The following is an 18052-nucleotide window of genomic DNA, read 5'->3' as shown; positions in this document are numbered from 1 at the left end:
GCCTTTCTCTGTCAGCCTGCGGCGACGGTGAGGGGAGCCCAGCGGCGGGTCCAGTCGCCGGGGAGGCCGGGGATGTTCCGGGTCATGACGGCGTTGAAGGCCAGGGACTCCAGACCGCGCTCCTTGAGCCAGGCGAGGAGTTCCTCGTGGCGTACGTCGACGTCCGTGCGCAGGGGTCGTTCGGTGGTGGCCGCCAGCGCGGTGACCAGGGCCCGTGCGGTGGCGGTGTCACGGGCGATCAGCGGGCCGATGACATGGGTGTCCATGTTGGGCCAGATGGCGGCGTAGCCGATGAGGCCGCCGGCGCCGTCCTCGGCGACGAGAACCTTGTCGGCGAAGGCGGGCAGCCGCGCGATCATGTGGGTCCGGTCGGTGCCGAACACCTCGGTGTCCAGGCGGACGATCGGTGCGAGATCCTCGGCCGTGGCCTGCCTGACGGGGACGGCGGCGTGGCCGCCGGCTTCGGGACGGAAGGGTCCCCGGATCATCTCTGCCCGTCCGGTGGTGTCGAAGCCGAGCTCCTCGTAGAGCGGGCGACCGTTGGGGGTGGCGTGCAGGGTGAGCGGGACACCGGCGAGGACGTCGTCGCACACGTGGGCCATCAGCCGGCGCCCGAGGCCCTTGCGGGCGTACCGGTCGGCGACGAGCACCATTCCGATCGCGGCGAGGTCCGGCTTGGCCGGGGTGTTTCCGTAGCGGGTGACGACACAGGCCGCGGCGAGTCCGCGGCCGTCGGGGGCGTCGATGCCGTATCCGTTTCCGGCGGCGAGGAGCAGTCCCCATTTGTGGTCTTCGCGGGGCCAGCCGCGGTCCTCGGACAGGTCGGCGCAGTGACGGAGATCGTCCGGGGTGAGCGCACGGATGGGCAGGTCGGTGAGGAGTGGTGGTGTCACCGGCCCAGAGTGGATCATCGACTCGGGGGGAGTCCAGGGGATTCAGGAGACGGGTGGGCCGACGTTCCACGTGAAACAGACCCAGGTTTCACGTGAAACATCGGCCCCGTTTCACGTGAAACATCGGCCCTGTTTCACGTGAAACATTCACCCCCGCCGTCGGCGGGATCCGCTTTTCACCGGGGGTGACTCCCGGCGGTAGCCGGTGCGGGAACGGAACGGCTAGCCTCAACGGCCATGACGGTGCTTCACCTTTTCGATCTCGACGGAACGCTGATGTACGGATCGGCCGCACCGGTCGAGATCTCCCGCCAGCTCGGGAGGTCGGCCGAGATCGCCGAGCTGGAGCGGGCCTTCTCGGCACGGGAGATCGGTCCGCAGGAGTTCTCGGTGGCCGCCCACGGGCTGTGGGCGGACCTGACGCCCGCGCACGTCCGCGCGGCCTTCGACGGGGCCCCGTGGATCTCGGGGATCCGGGAGGTCTGGCAGGAGATCACCGAACGCGGCGACCTCTGCGCGGTGATCTCGCTGTCCCCCTCGTTCTTCGTCGAGCTGCTGATGGAGTGGGGCGCGCACGCCGCTCACGGATCGGTCTACCCGGAAGTGCCCTTCACCCGCCCCGTCGACGTGACCGGGATCCTGACCCCCGAGGCCAAGGTGGACGTCGCCGACCGGCTCTGCGAGCGCTTCGGGGTGACCCGGGCCGAATGCGTCGCCTACGGGGATTCCATGACCGACGCGGTCCTCTTCGAAGCCGTCCCGCGGTCGGTGGCGGTGAACGCGAGGCCCCACCTGGCCCGCCGGGCGACCCACGTCTACGAGGGCAGGGACCTGCGCGAGGCATACCGGCTCGGGACGACGCGCCCCGGAGGCGATGCATCTTAAGGGGAAAGGTGGCCCGTAAGGCGGTTTTCCCCATTCCTCCGCCGCACTCTCGGTCAGCTGGCACGCTGTGAAACCCGGAACCACGGATTCGAGGCCGTGGCGCGTGCAGACCCGACCGAGATGCTCGAAGCGAGGCACCGCATGGACGCTGCGCCCACCAGATCGGCAAGACCGACGGGCCGGATACCTTCGGGCGGCGGGGCGATCGAGCCCTCCCCGGACGCCGTGCTCATCCGCCGGACCCTCACCGAGATCGCACCCGTCGCCGACCGGGTGACCTCATACTTCTACGCCCTGGTGTTCACGGGGCACCCGGAAGTCCGGGGCATGTTCCCCGCAGCGATGGACGTACAGCGCGACCGGCTGCTGAAGGCACTGCTGACCGCCGCCGAGCACATCGACGACCCGGCGGTGCTGACTCCCTACCTGCGCCGGCTCGGCACCGGGCACCGCAAGTACGGCACGATGGCCGGCCACTACCCGGCGGTGGGAGAAGCCCTGATCGGGGCACTGGCCCGGTACGCCGAACGCACATGGGGGCCGGAGACACAGGCGGCATGGGTGCGCGCCTACACCGCCATCTCACAAACCATGATCGACGCGGCGGCCGAGGACGAGACCAAGGCGCCCGCCTGGTGGCACGCCGAGGTGGTTTCGCACGAGCTGCGCACCTCCGACATCGCGGTGCTGACCGTCCGCCCCGACCAGCCGTACCCCTTCCTCGCGGGCCAGTACACGAGCCTGGAGACCCCGTGGTGGCCGCGGGTGTGGCGGCACTACTCCTTCGCCTCCGCCCCGCGAGCCGACGGGCTGCTGTCCTTCCACGTCAAGGCCGTACCGGCGGGCTGGGTCTCCAACGCCCTGGTCCGCCATGCCCAGCCGGGCGACGTCCTGCGGCTGGGGCCGCCGGCCGGGTCGATGGTGGTGGACCACAGCACCGACAACGGGATGCTGTGCCTGGGCGGAGGAACCGGCATCGCCCCGATCAAGGCTCTGATCGAGGACGTGGCCGGCCACGGTGAGCGGCGCCCGATGGAGGTCTTCTTCGGGGCGCGCAGCGACCACGACCTCTACGACAAGGACACCCTGCTGGGTCTCCAGCGCTCCCACCCGTGGCTGTCGGTGCGCCCGGTGATCGGCGAGGGGCTGGCGGGCCAGCTCCCGCAGGCCATCGGTGAACACGGGCCGTGGAGCTCGTACGACGCCTTCATCTCGGGGCCGCCCGCGATGATCCGCAGTGGTGTGGACGCCCTCAAGCGGATCGGGATCCCCGGTGAGCGGATCCGCCACGACGCGGTCGAGGAGCTGGCGGACGTGGCCGGCTGAAACCGGCCGGGCTCCTGCCCGCCCGCTCCCCTTCCCGTTTCCCCGGTGAGCTCAGCCCAGGTCGGGGGCGTGCATGGCGCGGACCCCTTCGATGTTGCCGTCGAGGTAGTGGCGCAGCGAGAGCGGCACCAGGTGGACCGCGGCGATGCCGACGCGGCTGAAGGGCACGCGGACGATCTCGTACTCGCCCTCGGGCTCGTCGATCTCGGGGCCGTGCCGTTGGCCGGGGTCCATCGATTCCAGGTGACAGACGAAGAAGTGCTGCACCTTCACGCCGGTCACCCCGCCGGAGGCGATGTGCTCGACGGTGTCGACGAAACAGGGCACCACATCGGTGATCTTGGCGCCGAGCTCTTCGTGGAGCTCTCGGTGGAGGGCGTCGACGACGGTGGCGTCCGAGGACTCCACTCCCCCGCCCGGCGTGAGCCAGTACGGGTCGACGCCGGGCTTGGTGCGCTTGATGAGGATCAGGTCGTCACCGTCGAGCAGGATCGCGCGGGCGGTGCGTTTGACCACGGGGCGTTCGGTCATGGGAGAAGAGTGGCCCAGTACCGGGCTCCTGAAACGCGCCACGGTCCGAAACCCGGCGGCTCACCAGTGCGCGGCCGCGCGCAGCAGGCGGTCGTGGGCGCGCGCGAGATGGGCGAGGGCCAGGCTGCCGGCCCGTACGACGAGGAACCAGGTCCGCAGGGGCGGCAGGGCCGGTTCCAGCAGCGCCACGATCTCACCGCGGTCGAGGGCGTCCTGGCACAGGTAACGGGGCAGCACGGCGAGACCGGCGCCGGCCCGGACGCATTCCAGTACGGCCCGCAGATCGGGTGCGACGACGGTGGCGGCGCACTCGGGTACGGAGTCGAAGACGGTGGCCCAGTAGCGGGTGACCAGCGGCAGGCTCTCGTGGACCTCGACGACCGGGATTCCGTCGAGGGCGACGGGCCCCGTGTCGTGCAGTGCGGCCCGCTCGACGAGGGCGGCCCAGTAGGGCGCCGCGACCAGGACCTGTTCCTCGTCGCACAGGGCGTTCGCGGTGAACAGCGTGCCGCGCGGGCGGGTGGGGGTGACGACCAGGTCGTGCTGCCCGGCGGCCAGCCCGTCGAGGGTCTCCCGCGCGTCGGGGGCGAGGGCGGTGCGCAGGCTCTGCCCCTGCCCCACCAGGGGCGCGAGGGCGGGGAGCACCCGCAGGCACAGGAACTCGGGTGGACCGGCCAGGTGGAGGGTGCGCGAGGTACCGGTGGCCTCCCGTTCGGTCTCGGTGATCCGCAGCAGGGCGTCGAGGTGCGGGGCCGCCTTGTGGGCCAGTTCGTCACCGACGGCGGTGGGCGTGACGCCGCGGGCCCGGCGGTGGAAGAGGGGCCGGCCCAGCTGGCGTTCGAGGGTGCGGATCTGCGAGGTGACGGCGGGCTGGGACAGCCCGAGGAGCGCGGCGGCCCGGGTGAACGAGCCGGCCCGGTGTACGGCGACGAAGGTGCGCAGCAGGGCCAGGTCCATGTCGGCCCCTCTCGGTGGGGGCCTTCAACTATAAATATGCCGATAGGCCCCTGTCGCTACCGTGATTGGACTCTGACGCTGAGTCAACTAGCCTTGATGGCGTGGTTCTTCTGCTAGGGAACCCGGGCGGTCCGAGCCACCAGGGGGGAGGCTCGGACCGCTTTTCCCCGGTCCGGTCAGCCCCCGGAACCCGCGGAATCAAGGGCCCGGAGCACATCGGCGACCAGGTCACCGGGATCCTCGGCGCCCGCCGAGAAGCGGATGAAGCCCTCGGGTACGGCGTCCCCGCCCCAGCGTCCGCGCCGCTCCGCGGTGGACCGCACTCCGCCGAAACTCGTTGCGTCCTCCACCAGCCGCAGTGCGCTCATGAAGCGCTCCGCGTACGCACGGTCGGGCAGGGTGAAGGAGACGACCGAGCCGAAGCCGCTCATCTGCCGGACGGCCGTCTTGTGCGAGGGGTCCGCCGGGAGCCCCGGGTAGCGCAGCCCGGTCACCTCGGAACGGCCGGCCAGCGCCTCGGCGACCGCCAGGGCGTTGCCCCATTGGCGTTCGGCCCGCAACTGGATGGTGGCCAGGGACCGGTGGGCCAGCCAGGCCTCCATGGGGCCCGGGATCGCGCCGACGACCTTGCGCCAGCGGCGGATGCTCCCGGCCAGTGCGGGGTCACGGCAGACGACGTAGCCCAGGAGCAGGTCGCCGTGGCCGGTGAGGCCCTTGGTGCCGCTGGCGACGGAGAAGTCCGCGCCGAGTTCCAGGGGACGCTGGCCGAGGGGGGTCGCCAGGGTGTTGTCGACGGCGACCAGGGTGCCGCCGGCGTGGGCGGCCGCCACGAGCCGGCGTACGTCGCACACGTCGAGCCCGGGGTTGGACGGGGTCTCGATCCACAGCAGCCGGGCGCCGTCGAGGGCGGCGAGCTGCGCGTCCTCGGCGGTCGGGGCGGTGCGGACGTGGATCCCGTACTCCTGGAGCTGCTCCCGGACCAGGGGGAGGGCCTGGTAGCCGTCGTCGGGCAGGACGACGGTGTCGCCGGTGCGGGCCTGGGAGAGCAGGACGGCGGAGACGGCGGCCATGCCGGAAGCGAAGACGACGGTGTCCACGCCGTCCTGACCGGGGGCCTCCAGTTCGCCGATGGCCCGTTCCAGCAGGGTCCAGGTGGGGTTGGTGTCGCGGCCGTAGGTGTACGGGCCGCTCACCTCGCCGGGGAGGTGGAAGTGCGCGGCGAAGACGGGTCCGGGGAGGGTGGGTTCGTTCTTGACGGGCTCGGGCAGCCCGGCGCGCACGGCGCGGGTGGCGTCCGCGTACCGGTCGGCGACGGCGTCGGCGCCGGAGGGGCGGTCCGCGCCGGTGGGTCGGGTGTTCACGGGGTGGTCTCCTTCACGGCCGCGCGTACGGCGTCCAGCAGGCCCGGGCTCGCAGCCTCGACCAGTTCCAGGCACTCCTCGAAGCCGTCGAGGGAGCCGTAGTAGGGGTCCGGCACGTCGAGCGCGTCCGCCGCGCCGTCCCGTGCGGCCGGGGCCGCGGGATCGTACGAGCGCAGCAGCCGGACCTTGGCGGCGGCCTCCGGGGTGGGCGCGAGGGCGCGGAGGTCGCGCAGGTGGCCGGCGTCGAGGGCGACGACCAGGTCGACGCGGTCGAACCAGGAGGCCCGGAACTTCCGTGCCCGGTGGTCCTGTTCGTACCCGGCGGCTTCGAGTACGGCAACGGTGCGGGGATCGGCGCCGTCGCCCTCGTGCCAGCCTCCGGTGCCGGCGCTGTCCACCTCGACGAGGGCGTCGAGTCCGGCGTCGGCGATGTGGGAGCGGAAGACCGACTCGGCCATGGGGGATCGGCATATGTTGCCGGTGCAGACGAAGCAGACGCGGTACATGGGCGCCCCCGGTCAGTTCTTGTCGGGCAGGGCCAGGTTCACGGCCCAGGAGACGACGGAGATGATCAGCCCGCCGACGACGGCGGTCCAGAAGCCGTCGACGTGGAAGCTGAGGTCGAGCAGGTCTGCCAGCCAGGAGGTCAGCAGCAGCATCAGCGCGTTCACGACGAGGGTGAACAGGCCCAGCGTGAGGACGAACAGCGGGAACGAGAGCAGCTTCACGACGGGCTTGACGATCAGGTTGACCAGGCCGAAGACCAGGGCGACCAGGATCAGCGAGAGCGTGCGGCGCCCCAGGGAACTGCCGTCGTCGAGGGTGATCCCGGCGAGCAGCCAGACGGCCACCGCCAGGGCCGCCGCATTGGCCAGCGTCTTGACTACGAAATTCGTCATGTGTCTGATCGTGGCAGAGAAGAACCGGGTGGGACATCGTCAGATCAGCGGATCCCACGCACCACCGAGCAAGGGCAAGGGGCACAGCAACGATGAAGGCCTTCAGGCTGGACGAGCTCGAAGCGGAGCGGGCCGCCAACGACGGCGCGTACCTCCAGTTCCTGCGGGAGCGCAACATGTCGGTCGGGCTGTACGCCCTCGACGCCGGCCAGAGCGATCCGCAGCAGCCGCACCGGCAGGACGAGGTCTACTTCGTGGTCAGCGGGCGGGCCTCGATCACGGTGGGGGAGGAGACCACGACGGTCGCGAACGGCAGCGTCGTCTACGTACCGGCCGGGGTGCCGCACAAGTTCCACCACATCACCGAGCCGTTGAAGGTGATGGTGGTCTTCTCCCCGCCGGAGGGCTGACGGGGCGGGGCCGGCGGGCTGACCGGCCCGTCGGCTGAGGGTCGCGGGCCCGGTCCCCCTAGGGGGCGGATCAGGGGGTTCCGAGGGCTCGCGGGCCCCCGCGCCGCACCGTGCGCTCCTAGCATCGGAGCAGGAAGTCACGGACGAGGAAGAGGTAAGGACATGGACGGCATCCGAGCGGCATTCGCGGGCATGCCCTGGTGGGTCAAGTGGGTCGCGGTACCGCTGCTGGCGATCTTCGTCTTCGGCGGGGTGATCACCACCATCATCGGCACGCTGATCTCCTTCGTCTTCAAGGCACTGCTCTTCGTCGCCCTCGTCGGTGGCCTGATCTTCGTGGTCAAGAAGTTCACGGGCAGCGGTTCGAAGTCCTCCGCGGGCGACTGGTAGGACGCACCACCCGGGAGCGGTACCACGATTGACCCAGGCGGGGGAACGGCACCGGGCAAACCGCCCACTCGCCGGTAACCGGTGGTTAGAGTGACAATCCGTACTGTTTCCTGGGCACGGGCAGCCCGTACCCCTGCTCCGAAGAGGCGGTTACGTCGAGCGGCCGCCGGCGACAACCCCAGGAGCCACGGTGCACGCGGGGGCGGCCCCCGCAGGGCGGGCTCCCCCGAGGTCCGCCGCCACGCCTGGGGGTGAGCTTTGGCTTCGGTTCACAACGTCGCTGTGCCGACCCTGATCGGTTCGGTGCAGCGGGCGCTGAGGCTGCTGGAAGCGGCGGGATCCCATCGAGAGGGAGCCCCGGCGAAGCAACTGGCGCGGGAAGCGGGGCTGCCGCTCCCCACGGCGTACCACCTGTTGCGCACGCTCACCCACGAGGGCTATCTGCGGCGGGAGGGCGGTGTGTTCGTCCTCGGCGCCGCGGCCGGCAGGCTCGCGGGCGGTGGACTTCAGCAGAAACGTCGCAGCATGATCCTCGACTCGCTCGCGCACTTCCGTGACGTGGTCGGGGCGCCCGTCTACTTCGCGGTCTACCGCGAGGGTGAGATCGAAGTCGTGGGCGTCTCGGACACCCCCGCACGCCCGGCCTGCGAAGAGTGGGCCGACTTCCGCGAGACCGGCCACGCGCACGCCATCGGGCAGTGCCTGCTCGGCCAGCTCGACGAGAAGACGCGCAGGGAGCACTACGGCCGTCATCCGGTCGAGAGCATCACGCCCTACACCGTGCGGGACGTGAGCGCACTGGAGGAACGGATCGGCTCCCTGGAGCGGATGCAGCCGGTGACCGAGCGTCAGGAGTACTCCCTGGGCACGGTGTGCGCGGCCATTCCGATCACCGCCGGCGACACCGCCGCGACCATGGCGATTTCCCTCCCGCTGCACCAGCAGGACCGGTTGCTCTATGCGGTCGATCGGCTACGGAGTGAAGTAGGCGCGCTGTTGAGCACCCTCTCGTTCTCTATCAGTATCTGAAAACTCACTCCTTGTGATCTGCAATCGCTTACACCACTCTTGTCAAGAGGGCCCTGGGGGACATTCCTGGCCACTTCCACTACAGCGGGGTAGGCAATGCGCGAGTCGGTACAGGCAGAGGTCATGATGAGCTTCCTCGTTTCCGAGGAGCTCGCGTTCCGGATCCCGGTGGAACTCGGTTACGAGGCTCGTGACCCCTACGCGGTACGCCTGACCTTCCACCTTCCCGGAGACGCCCCTGTGACCTGGGCGTTCGGCCGGGAACTGCTTCTCGACGGCATCAACAAGCCGTGCGGTGACGGCGATGTGCACATCGCGCCCACCCACCCGGAGGAGCTGTCCGACGTTCACATCCGCCTCCAGGTGGGCTGTGACCGGGCCCTGTTCCGCGCGAGTGCGGCGCCGCTCGTCGCCTTCCTCGACCGCACGGATCGGCTGGTTCCGCTCGGTCAGGAGCGCAATCTCGGCGACTTCGAGGAGAACCTCGACGAGGAGCTCTGCAAGATCCTCGCCGAGGCGCGCCAGAACGAGCAGAACGCGGGCTGACCCGACGTTCCCTCAGCGCTTGCGCCGACGGCCCCGGCCGCCGCGCGCGGGCTGCGGTACCGCGGCGGCGGCCGGCGAGCCCGTCCGGTCGGCGGAAACCACCAGGGCGGCGAGCGCGGTGGTGACGGGGACGGAGGCCACGAGCCCGATGGAGCCCACGAGGGTGCGGACGATCTCCTCCGCGACCAACTCGCTGTTGGCCACCGACCCCATGCTGCTGTTCGCGATGGAGAACAGCAGCAGCAGGGGCAGTGCGGCGCCCGCGTAGGCCAGCACCAGGGTGTTGACGACCGAGGCGATGTGGTCGCGGCCGATCCGGATGGCCGCCCGGTACAGGCCGCGCGGGCCCATTCCCGGGTCGGCCTGGTGGAGTTCCCAGACCGCCGAGGTCTGCGTCACGGTCACGTCGTCGAGGACGCCGAGCGAGCCGATGATCACGCCCGCGAGCAGCAAACCGCTCATGTCGATGTGCGGGTAGAGGCCGTGGATCAGCCCGGTGTTGTCGTCCGTGTTGCCGCTCAGGAAGGCCCAGTCGATGAAGAGCGAGCCCAGCAGCCCGATCAGCAGCAGCGAGACGAGGGTGCCGAGGACGGCGACCGAGGTCCTGGCCGTCAGGCCGTGGCACATGTAGAGGGCGATCAGCATGATCGCGCTGGCTCCGATGACGGCGACGAGCAGGGGGTTCGAGCCCTGGAGGATCGCCGGCAGGATGAACAGCGTCAGGATCGCGAAGCTCACCACCAGGGCGACGAGCGCGAACACCCCGCGCATCCGCCCGACCACCACGACCGCGAGCGCGAAGATCCCGGCCAGCAGGGCCAGGGGCAGCTTGCGGTTCACGTCGACGACGGAGTACTGGAGGTCCCGCGGCGCGTCAGGGGCGTACGCGACCACCACCTCCTGGCCCTTCTCCAACTGCCGCGGGGCGCCGGGCTGGACGATCTCGAAGAACGCCCGGCCCTTGTCCGCTCCGCTGGCGACCTCGACCGTCGCCTTCTTGCACTCCCCGGTCTGCGCGGCCTGCGCCTCGCGGCCCTCCGGGGTGGAGGTGTCGCCGGTGGGCGGCACCTGGGAGGCGTTCACTGATTTGCAGTCGACCTTTGCCAAGGCGACGACCGTGCCCTGTTGGGTCTGGCGGTCGAAGCCCACGCCGGTGCGCTGGTGGGCGGGGGCCCCGCCCGGCCAGAGCACGGCCATGCCGACGAAGACGGCTGCGGCGAAGGGGATCAGCACGGCGGCGATCACCTTGCGCAGGTGCTTGGAGACCGGGGCCGCCGGCCCGTGGCCATGGCTGTGGCCGTGGCCACCGTGGCCACCGTGGCCGCCGTGGGAGGCACCGGTCGCCTGTCCGTGGGACGCGTGATCGTGACCGGTGTGGCCGTGGGGGTCCGTGGGCGTGGTGGGGGGCTGCGGCAAGGACGTCACCGGCAGATCATCGCAAGAGATGAGGGGGCCCACTGTTCAGCACGCCACAGATGACGCTAGCGTGGGGGCTACTTTGCACAACGCGGGAGCTCGGAGCACCGGGCTGAGAGGGCGCTGATCACCGTACGCGCATGAAAATGCGTACGGGAAGAGGCTGCGTCGACCGCCGAACCTGTTACCGGGTAATGCCGGCGTAGGGAGATCAGGTCTCATGACCATTCAGGACGCACGCACGCCTGCCGTCAGCCAGGACGCCGACGGCCAGACCGAGCGCCAGCCCGGCTGGCACAAGGGATACCTGGCGGGCTCCCGCCCGGACATCCGGGTGCCGGTCCGCCAGGTCCACCTCACCAACGGCAAGGACGTCACGCTCTACGACACGTCCGGGCCGTACACCGACCCGCAGATCGAGACCGACGTGCGCCGGGGCCTGCCGCCCCTGCGTGAGAACTGGATCATCGGCCGCGGCGACACCGAGGAGTACGCGGGACGTCCCGTGCGCCCCGAGGACGACGGCATCAAGCACACCTCGCCGCGCGGCGGACTCAAGAACCTCGACGCCGTCTTCCCGGGCCGGCCCCGCCAGCCCCGCCGCGGCCGTGGCGGCGCGGCCGTCACCCAGCTCGCGTACGCCCGCCGGGGCGAGATCACCCCGGAGATGGAGTACGTCGCGATCCGCGAGAACGTCTCCCCCGAGGTCGTCCGGGAGGAGATCGCCGCAGGTCGTGCGGTGCTTCCGGCCAACGTGAACCACCCGGAGATCGAGCCGATGATCATCGGCAAGCGGTTCCTGGTGAAGGTCAACGCCAACATCGGCAATTCCGCGGTCACCTCCTCCATCGAGGAGGAGGTCGACAAGATGACCTGGGCGACCAAGTGGGGCGCCGACACGGTCATGGACCTCTCCACCGGCCGCAACATCCACACCACGCGCGAGTGGGTCCTGCGCAACTCCCCCGTCCCGATCGGGACCGTGCCGCTCTACCAGGCGCTGGAGAAGGTCGACGGCCGTGCCGAGGACCTGACCTGGGAGATCTACAAGGACACGGTCATCGAGCAGGCCGAGCAGGGCGTCGACTACATGACGGTCCACGCCGGCGTGCTGCTGTCCTACGTGCCGCTGACCGCCCGTCGCAAGACCGGCATCGTCTCGCGCGGTGGCTCGATCATGGCCGCGTGGTGCCTGGCGCACCACAAGGAGAACTTCCTCTACACGAACTTCGAGGAGCTCTGCGAGATCCTCGCGGCCTACGACGTCACCTACTCGCTCGGTGACGGCCTGCGCCCCGGCTCCATCGCGGACGCCAACGACGCGGCGCAGTTCGCCGAGCTGAAGACGCTGGGCGAGCTGAACACGATCGCCAAGCGGCACAACGTGCAGACCATGATCGAGGGCCCGGGCCACGTCCCGATGCACAAGATCAAGGAGAACATCGACCTCCAGCAGGAGATCTGCGAGGAGGCGCCGTTCTACACGCTCGGCCCGCTCACCACGGACGTCGCGCCCGCGTACGACCACATCACCTCCGGCATCGGCGCCGCGATGATCGCCTGGTGGGGCACCGCGATGCTCTGCTACGTCACGCCCAAGGAGCACCTGGGCCTGCCGAACCGGGACGACGTGAAGACCGGCGTGATCACCTACAAGATCGCCGCTCACGCCGCCGACCTGGCCAAGGGCCACCCGGGCGCCCAGGAATGGGACGACGCCCTGTCGGACGCGCGGTTCGAGTTCCGCTGGGAGGACCAGTTCAACCTGGCCCTCGACCCGGACACCGCCCGCGAGTTCCATGACGAGACCCTTCCGGCCGAGCCCGCGAAGACCGCGCACTTCTGCTCCATGTGCGGTCCGAAGTTCTGTTCGATGAAGATCTCCCAGGACATCCGCCGCGAGCACGGCGGTGACCTGAAGGCCGAGGAGATCCAGGCGGGCATGGCGGAGAAGTCCGCCGAGTTCGCCGCCTCCGGCAACCGGGTCTACCTCCCCCTGGCGGACTGACCCGAGGCGCCCCGGACACGGACGGACCCGCGACCCATGGGGGGAGTCGCGGGCCCGTCCCGTCCTGGACCGGCGGACCACCCTTCGGGTGTGGCCGGTCGAGCCGAGGCGGAGCCGGGCCGGCCGGTGGAGGCGGCGGCGCGGTTCGGCGTCGTCGAAGTCGAAACCGGGACGGCGCTTCCGACGCCCCTGTCGGTCGCGGTCGGTTGCCAGTAGCATCCGGTGGCCCACCCGGCCGACCTGCGGCTTTTCCGTCATGAATGAGGTCCCAGTGCAACGCGTACCGTCCCGTCCGGTCCAGGACCGGATTCCCGACGAGGTCCTGGCCTTGGCGGCCTCCGAAGGGCTGGGAGAGCTTCGGGCCTCCTTCTTCCCGAAGCGCGCGGGCGTGTGGGCCATCATCGGGATGGTCTTCTTCAGCCTCCTGGGACTGCTGGTCTTCGTGCTGCCCGGTCTGGTGTTCATCTGGCTGCTCCTCCGGACGCCCAATGTCAGCAGCAAGCAGGCCGCGAAGCGGATCCACTGCTTCGAGCACGGGCTCATCGTGAGCGATCGCGACCGTCCGGCCGCGTTCCGGTGGGACTCGGCCGCAGTGCTCCAGCACATCACCAGGCGCTACGCGAACGGTGTGTACGTGGGGACGAGCTACCTCTACACGCTGTTCAAGCCGGACGGTTCCACGCTCGAGTTGACGGGCTTCTACGCGGACCCGGAGGTCTGGGGAGCGGCCATTCAGCACGAGATCACCAGGGCTCAGCTGCCGGGAGCGCTCGATCTGGTCAGCCGTGGCGAGCCCCTCCGTTTCGGTGACCTGGTGGTGGACGCCCACGGGATGGCGACATCGAAACGGGGCAGCCTGCCGTGGAGCGCGGTGGAGCGGGTCGAGGTCAAGAACGGCATGGTGTTCGTGGGGCGGTCCGGCAAGTTGCTGGCCTGGTCCAACACCCCGGTGCGCAAAATCCCCAACTTCTTCCTCTTCCTGGCCGTGGTCGACCAACTGCGCGCGCGAAGCTAGCGGGAGCAGGCGACCGTGGCGATGTGCCGGAGCGTCACGGTGGCGCCGCACCAACCCGTTTAGCGAGTCTTTGCATTTCACCTGAATAACGCGCGGATTGGTATCGCAGTGATTGTCGGGAACATGGGAAATGGGTGTCGGTAGGGTGCGGCTGGCACTACCGCCACGCCAAGCACATCAGAGGACGCCATGACCACCCCGCAGAACCCCCAGGTCCCGTCGTCGCCCGAGGCGCCCGCCGCGACTCCCTTCGCGTATGGCGCGGCCATGCAGGAGGCGGCATCGGCACCCAAGAAGAGCAAGCGCAAGAAGGTGCTCTCGCTGCTCGGCACGCTCGCGCTGATCATCGTTCTGGCGATCCTCAAGGTCGCCATCGGCGAAGCGATCAACGGGCCGGTGCACGCCAAGGCGGGCGATTGCGTCACTGTCACCGGAAGCGCCAACAACCCGTCGGTCGACACGGTCGGCTGCAGTGACGGCAAGGCCACGCACACGGTGTCCAAGGTCATTGACAACACCTTCGACATAAACGCTTGCGGCGACGGTTTCGACGCGCTCGCACAGCAGTTGGACGACGAGAAGTTCGTGCTCTGCCTGACGCCGAAGAAGTAATCGACATACCCGTCAGAATTGCTGTGCAGTAAGGCTGTTGATCCGGACCTGTAGCCGGAAAGCGGGTCGTGTGTCCGAGGAGGGCAAGGCCCGATCGGGACGGGCCCGCGCCCCCTGGGGGGCTGCGGGCCCGTTCTGCTGCGGCCGAGCAGACAGGGGGGCTTGCCCTGGAGCGGACTCCAGCTCCTAGAGTGCGGGCGCATGACCATGCGATACCGAAATTTGGGCGGGACCGGCATCGAGGTGAGTGCGCACTGCCTCGGAACGATGATGTTCGGGGCCGTGGGGAACCCCGATCACGGGGAGTGCGGGCGGATCATCCATGCCGCGCTCGACCTGGGCATCAACTTCGTCGACACCGCGGACATGTACTCCGCCGGAGAGTCCGAGGTGATCGTCGGCAAGGCACTCAAAGGGCGGCGCGACGACGTCGTGCTCGCCACGAAGGTCCACTTCCAGATGGGAGAGGGACGCAACCGCAGCGGCAATTCACGGCGCTGGATCGTCCGGGCCGTGGAGGACAGCCTGCGGAGGCTGGACACCGACTGGATCGACCTCTACCAGGTGCACCGCCCGGACCACACGACCGATGTCGAGGAGACGCTGTCCGTCCTCGGCGACCTCGTCACGGCGGGGAAGATCCGCTCCTTCGGGTGCTCGACCTTCCCCGCCGAGGAACTGGTCGAGGCCCATCACGTCGCCGAGCGGCGGGCGCTGCACCGCTTCCGGACCGAGCAGCCGCCGTACTCGATCCTGGCGAGGGGCATCGAGGCCGACGTCCTGCCGGTCGCCCGTCGCTACGGAATGGGCGTGCTGACGTGGAGTCCGCTGGCCTCGGGCTTCCTGAGCGGGAAGCAGCGGCTCGGCCGGCCCGTCGACCTGACCTCGGGGCGGGCGGCGCTGAACCCTGCGCGCTTCGATCCGGCGCTCCCCGTCAACGTCGCCAAGCTGGAGGCCGTGGAACAGCTCGTCGCGCTGGCCGAGGGGATCGGCTGCACCCTGCCGGAGCTGGCGGTCGCCTTCCCCGTCGCGCACCCCGCGGTCACCTCGGTGATCATCGGCCCGCGGACCATGGAGCAGATGGAGTCCCTGGTGAAGGGGGCCGGTCTGGTGCTCGACGACGCGGTGCTGGACCGGATCGACGAGATCGTCGCACCGGGCGTGAACCTCTACCACCCGGACGGTGTCTGGCGGGCGCCGGCTCTGACGGACGCCTCTCAGCGGCGACGGGCGCTGCACGACCGGGCCGCGGGGTAGCCGGGGGCGTCCGCCGTCGGATGCCCGGTGCCGGGCGCCGCGGACCCGGCGCCTCGCGCGTGGTTTCACGTGAAACATAGGCCGGTGCGGTCCCCCGGAGCCGGTCTACTCCGGCTCGTGTTCCGGTCCGCCGAAGTCGGGGCTGGTGAAGTCCGGCGGGGTGTAGCCGGGCCGGGGGCCCTGTGAGCGTGGTCCCGGGCTGGTGAAGTCGGGCCGGGTGTATCCCAGGTTGGGGATGCGCCCGGCCCCCGGCGTGCGGGGTACGGGGTAGCCGGTCCCGGCGCTGGGGTCGGCGAGCGCGTCGCGCAGGAACGGCATGATGCCCCGCTCCAGCAGCGCGTTGCGCCACGCCTCGCGGGCCCGGGAGAGCTCGTCGGGTATCGGTACGGCCTCCTCGGCCGCCACCTCCGTCGAGCTGTTGCGTATCGCCGTGACGAGAAGCCCGATCACCGCGAAGAGCAGGGCGGCCACGGTCAGCCCGCCGAAGAGCCAGCCTGCCGTCAACATCGTCCTGGCGAAGGCCGGTTCGGGGTCGATCATCTTCAGGCTGTAGCCCACCAGCAGGAAGATCAGCATGGCGGTGCCCGCCAGGAGGGGTGCGAGGACGGCGATCACGGCGCTCGCGCCGGCCCCGTCCTCCTGGCCGGTGTCGTCCTCGATGCTGTTCACGGAGGCGGTCAGGGCCCCTTCGCGCAGTTCCTCGCGGACCTTGACGAAGTGGTCGTACTCGGCGGCGGCAGCAGCGGTGAGCAGCGCACTGGCGCTCAGCGCCATCGTGCGCAACTGTTCGGCGTTCAGCCGTTCGCCGAGGGTGGCGAGTTCGGGCCGTTCGTCCGCGGTGCGCAGCGCCTCGTCGAGAAGCCGGTCGAACTCGGGTCGGTCTTCGGTCAGCAGGTGCGGAGCGCTGGTCATGTGCATCCCCCTGTGCTCCGTACAAGCCGGTATGCCCGCGTAGACCCGGGCGCCGGCACAAACGGAGGAGAGCCTGCTACGGATAGAGCGATGGTAGAGCGCCCCTGCCACGCGGTGACAGGGGCTTTGCTGAATTACCCCGCTCCGAGAACGCTCAGTCGCTCAGAGGTAGTTGAACGACGAGCAGCTTGCCCTCCATGGTCACGCCGCCGTCCATCGCGATGGCCAGGCCGTCCGCGTACACGTGCGGTCCGTCGACGGCCTCCGGTCCGTGGGGCTCGTCGCCGTCCTCGGTGCCCACCTCGCCGAGCAGGTAGGGGATCGGGCTGTGGCCGTGGACGACGCGTCCGCCGCCGTAGGTGCCGAGGAGTTCCCGTACGGCTCCGGGACCGGTCTCCTCGTCGCGGAAGGCGAAGCGCTTGGTGAACTTCCTGAAGAGGTCCCACGTGATGTCCGCGTCATGGCGGTTGAGCAGCTCGTGGATGGTGTCGTTGACGTCCTCGATGGAGTTGCCGTAGTCGAGGTAGGCGGTGGTGTCGGAGTGCAGCAGCAGGTGTCCGTCCGCCAGGGTGGCCGCGTCGAGCCGGGACATCCACTGCAGGTGCACGTCCTCCAGCCGGTCCATGTCGGTGCGCTGGCCGCCGTTGAGGAGCCAGGCGGCCTGGAAGGTGGCGGTGCCCGCGCCGGACTGGATCGGGGTGTCGCCGAACCGCTTGGCGCCGATGAGCAGGAGTTCGTGATTGCCCATCAGGGCCTTGCAGTAGCCGCCGGCGGCGGCGGCCTCGGCGGACAGCCGCATGACGAGGTCGATGACGCCGATGCCGTCGGGGCCGCGATCGGTGAAGTCGCCGAGGAACCAGAGCCGGGCGTTCCCGGCGGACCAGTGGTGGTCGGCGTCGATCAGGTCCTGGGCCTGGAGTTCCGTGACGAGCTCGTCGAGGTAGCCGTGCACGTCGCCGACCACGTACAGGGGGCCGGGACCGGCGGCCGGGGCGTCCTGGGGGACGTAGTGGACCTGGACGGTGTCACCGGGCCCGCCGGAGACGGCGCCGCGCCCGATGACGGGCAGGTCGCGCCGGGTGGGCGTGTAGCCGTCGTCCGCTTCGTCCGTGTCGGGGAACTCCGCGTGGGCGGAGGGCCGCTGGTGCGGGACGGTCTCCGTCTCGGGGTAGGCGACGGGGCCGACCGCCGGGGGCCCCGCGGGCTCCGGCGGGTACCCCGGCCGTGGGCCCGCGGGCGCGGCTTCGGCGTAGTACGCGGGGTACTCGCCGTAGACCGGGCTTTCGCCGGGCAGCCCGGCGGACACGGCGTACGGTGCGGGTTCGGAGACGGGCACCCGGAAGTCCCGCAGCGTGTCCGTCCGCATCGCGGGTCCCTGACCGGCCCCCTGAGTCATCGACCCCTCCACCACCGTCGCGCTGCCGTACACCTGCGGACCCTCCTGCCTCCTGGGCGGAGGGTCCGTGATGTCGTGCGCCCATCATAGGAATGCGGCTCGCGCTCTGTGACGCACCAGGGGTGGTGAATCCTGTCCGGAGCCGATCCTTCCTGCTGTTTTCTCCCGATATGGGTGTTGCTGAATCCTTGGCGGGGCCGTCGGCCCCG

19 protein-coding genes are annotated in these 18052 nt (G+C 70.1%); 10 read left to right on the top strand and 9 right to left on the bottom strand.

The window, feature by feature from the left end; all coding sequences use genetic code 11:
- Window positions 1-11: 11 nt before the first annotated feature.
- Entirely contained in the window at window positions 12-893 is an 882-nt protein-coding gene (locus AB4039_RS14525) for a GNAT family N-acetyltransferase (RefSeq protein ID WP_266840361.1), read from the bottom strand.
- 237 nt (window positions 894-1130) lie between these two features.
- Between AB4039_RS14525 and AB4039_RS14520 the strand changes: the two genes are divergently transcribed.
- Window positions 1131-1778 (top strand): HAD-IB family phosphatase, encoded by a 648-nt coding sequence (locus tag AB4039_RS14520; RefSeq protein WP_266840363.1) that lies wholly within the window; start codon window positions 1131-1133, stop codon window positions 1776-1778.
- Window positions 1779-2003: 225 nt separating this feature from the next.
- Window positions 2004-3104, top strand: a complete 1101-nt coding sequence (locus AB4039_RS14515; RefSeq protein ID WP_442270884.1) for a globin domain-containing protein — start codon at window positions 2004-2006, stop codon at window positions 3102-3104.
- 51 nt (window positions 3105-3155) lie between these two features.
- Here the strand turns inward: AB4039_RS14515 and AB4039_RS14510 are convergent, their stop codons facing one another.
- From AB4039_RS14510 to AB4039_RS14490, 5 genes are all read right to left on the bottom strand, one after another.
- Complete coding sequence (locus AB4039_RS14510; RefSeq protein WP_266840365.1) at window positions 3156-3635, bottom strand: NUDIX domain-containing protein; 480 nt, start codon at window positions 3633-3635, stop codon at window positions 3156-3158.
- Window positions 3636-3695: 60 nt separating this feature from the next.
- Window positions 3696-4592: a LysR family transcriptional regulator gene (locus AB4039_RS14505; protein ID WP_266840367.1), complete on the bottom strand. Its 897-nt coding sequence runs from the start codon at window positions 4590-4592 to the stop codon at window positions 3696-3698.
- A gap of 176 nt (window positions 4593-4768) precedes the next feature.
- Complete coding sequence (locus AB4039_RS14500; RefSeq protein WP_266840368.1) at window positions 4769-5953, bottom strand: cystathionine gamma-lyase; 1185 nt, start codon at window positions 5951-5953, stop codon at window positions 4769-4771.
- A complete protein-coding gene (locus tag AB4039_RS14495; protein WP_266840370.1) occupies window positions 5950-6459 on the bottom strand; it encodes a low molecular weight protein-tyrosine-phosphatase in 510 nt (169 codons plus the stop codon). The genes AB4039_RS14500 and AB4039_RS14495 overlap by 4 nt, the downstream gene beginning before the upstream one ends.
- A 12-nt stretch (window positions 6460-6471) precedes the next feature.
- The gene (locus AB4039_RS14490) at window positions 6472-6852 is read right to left on the bottom strand and encodes a phage holin family protein (RefSeq protein ID WP_266840372.1); all 381 of its coding nucleotides are present in this window, start codon (window positions 6850-6852) and stop codon (window positions 6472-6474) included.
- Between the two features lie 92 nt (window positions 6853-6944).
- Between AB4039_RS14490 and AB4039_RS14485 the strand changes: the two genes are divergently transcribed.
- The 4 genes from AB4039_RS14485 (at window position 6945) to AB4039_RS14470 (ending at window position 9227) form a co-directional block, all read left to right on the top strand.
- Window positions 6945-7262: a cupin domain-containing protein gene (locus AB4039_RS14485; RefSeq protein WP_030225259.1), complete on the top strand. Its 318-nt coding sequence runs from the start codon at window positions 6945-6947 to the stop codon at window positions 7260-7262.
- A gap of 171 nt (window positions 7263-7433) precedes the next feature.
- Window positions 7434-7652: a DUF5326 family protein gene (locus AB4039_RS14480; RefSeq protein WP_266841763.1), complete on the top strand. Its 219-nt coding sequence runs from the start codon at window positions 7434-7436 to the stop codon at window positions 7650-7652.
- A 291-nt stretch (window positions 7653-7943) separates the two neighbouring features.
- Window positions 7944-8681 (top strand): helix-turn-helix domain-containing protein, encoded by a 738-nt coding sequence (locus AB4039_RS14475; RefSeq protein ID WP_266841764.1) that lies wholly within the window; start codon window positions 7944-7946, stop codon window positions 8679-8681.
- Between the two features lie 96 nt (window positions 8682-8777).
- Window positions 8778-9227 carry an SsgA family sporulation/cell division regulator gene (locus tag AB4039_RS14470; RefSeq protein ID WP_266840375.1) on the top strand — a complete coding sequence of 150 codons (450 nt, stop codon included), beginning with the start codon at window positions 8778-8780 and terminating at the stop codon, window positions 9225-9227.
- A gap of 12 nt (window positions 9228-9239) precedes the next feature.
- Here AB4039_RS14470 and AB4039_RS14465 read toward each other — a convergent pair whose 3' ends face one another.
- Window positions 9240-10652 carry a YibE/F family protein gene (locus AB4039_RS14465; RefSeq protein WP_442270883.1) on the bottom strand — a complete coding sequence of 471 codons (1413 nt, stop codon included), beginning with the start codon at window positions 10650-10652 and terminating at the stop codon, window positions 9240-9242.
- A 211-nt stretch (window positions 10653-10863) separates the two neighbouring features.
- Here AB4039_RS14465 and thiC point away from each other — a divergent pair, with 211 nt between their 5' ends.
- The 4 genes from thiC (at window position 10864) to AB4039_RS14445 (ending at window position 15535) form a co-directional block, all read left to right on the top strand.
- Window positions 10864-12651, top strand: coding sequence for a phosphomethylpyrimidine synthase ThiC (gene thiC, locus AB4039_RS14460; protein WP_442270882.1), 1788 nt, complete (start codon window positions 10864-10866; stop codon window positions 12649-12651).
- Window positions 12652-12922: 271 nt separating this feature from the next.
- Window positions 12923-13666 carry a DUF6585 family protein gene (locus AB4039_RS14455; protein ID WP_442270881.1) on the top strand — a complete coding sequence of 248 codons (744 nt, stop codon included), beginning with the start codon at window positions 12923-12925 and terminating at the stop codon, window positions 13664-13666.
- 189 nt (window positions 13667-13855) lie between these two features.
- Window positions 13856-14278 carry an LppU/SCO3897 family protein gene (locus AB4039_RS14450; RefSeq protein ID WP_266840380.1) on the top strand — a complete coding sequence of 141 codons (423 nt, stop codon included), beginning with the start codon at window positions 13856-13858 and terminating at the stop codon, window positions 14276-14278.
- Window positions 14279-14485: 207 nt separating this feature from the next.
- Window positions 14486-15535, top strand: a complete 1050-nt coding sequence (locus AB4039_RS14445; RefSeq protein ID WP_266841766.1) for an aldo/keto reductase — start codon at window positions 14486-14488, stop codon at window positions 15533-15535.
- 105 nt (window positions 15536-15640) lie between these two features.
- Here AB4039_RS14445 and AB4039_RS14440 read toward each other — a convergent pair whose 3' ends face one another.
- The gene (locus tag AB4039_RS14440; RefSeq protein ID WP_266840382.1) at window positions 15641-16453 is read right to left on the bottom strand and encodes a hypothetical protein; all 813 of its coding nucleotides are present in this window, start codon (window positions 16451-16453) and stop codon (window positions 15641-15643) included.
- Between the two features lie 148 nt (window positions 16454-16601).
- Complete coding sequence (locus AB4039_RS14435; RefSeq protein ID WP_266841767.1) at window positions 16602-17858, bottom strand: metallophosphoesterase; 1257 nt, start codon at window positions 17856-17858, stop codon at window positions 16602-16604.
- Window positions 17859-18052: the final 194 nt, after the last annotated feature.

Origin of the sequence: Streptomyces sp. M-16 (assembly GCF_052114405.1) — a bacterium.
Classification (GTDB): domain Bacteria; phylum Actinomycetota; class Actinomycetes; order Streptomycetales; family Streptomycetaceae; genus Streptomyces.
This window is presented reverse-complemented; position numbering and strand designations above follow the sequence as displayed.

What these genes read in the sequence shown, in the direction of transcription:
- AB4039_RS14520 (WP_266840363.1), top strand. Translation starts at nt 1,131, where the DNA reads ATGACGGTGCTTCACCTTTTCGATCTCGACGGAACGCTGATGTACGGA.
- AB4039_RS14510 (WP_266840365.1), bottom strand. Translation starts at nt 3,635, where the DNA reads ATGACCGAACGCCCCGTGGTCAAACGCACCGCCCGCGCGATCCTGCTC.
- AB4039_RS14505 (WP_266840367.1), bottom strand. Translation starts at nt 4,592, where the DNA reads ATGGACCTGGCCCTGCTGCGCACCTTCGTCGCCGTACACCGGGCCGGC.
- AB4039_RS14495 (WP_266840370.1), bottom strand. Translation starts at nt 6,459, where the DNA reads ATGTACCGCGTCTGCTTCGTCTGCACCGGCAACATATGCCGATCCCCC.
- AB4039_RS14490 (WP_266840372.1), bottom strand. Translation starts at nt 6,852, where the DNA reads ATGACGAATTTCGTAGTCAAGACGCTGGCCAATGCGGCGGCCCTGGCG.
- AB4039_RS14485 (WP_030225259.1), top strand. Translation starts at nt 6,945, where the DNA reads ATGAAGGCCTTCAGGCTGGACGAGCTCGAAGCGGAGCGGGCCGCCAAC.
- AB4039_RS14470 (WP_266840375.1), top strand. Translation starts at nt 8,778, where the DNA reads ATGCGCGAGTCGGTACAGGCAGAGGTCATGATGAGCTTCCTCGTTTCC.
- thiC (WP_442270882.1), top strand. Translation starts at nt 10,864, where the DNA reads ATGACCATTCAGGACGCACGCACGCCTGCCGTCAGCCAGGACGCCGAC.
- AB4039_RS14450 (WP_266840380.1), top strand. Translation starts at nt 13,856, where the DNA reads ATGACCACCCCGCAGAACCCCCAGGTCCCGTCGTCGCCCGAGGCGCCC.
- AB4039_RS14445 (WP_266841766.1), top strand. Translation starts at nt 14,486, where the DNA reads ATGCGATACCGAAATTTGGGCGGGACCGGCATCGAGGTGAGTGCGCAC.
- AB4039_RS14440 (WP_266840382.1), bottom strand. Translation starts at nt 16,453, where the DNA reads ATGCACATGACCAGCGCTCCGCACCTGCTGACCGAAGACCGACCCGAG.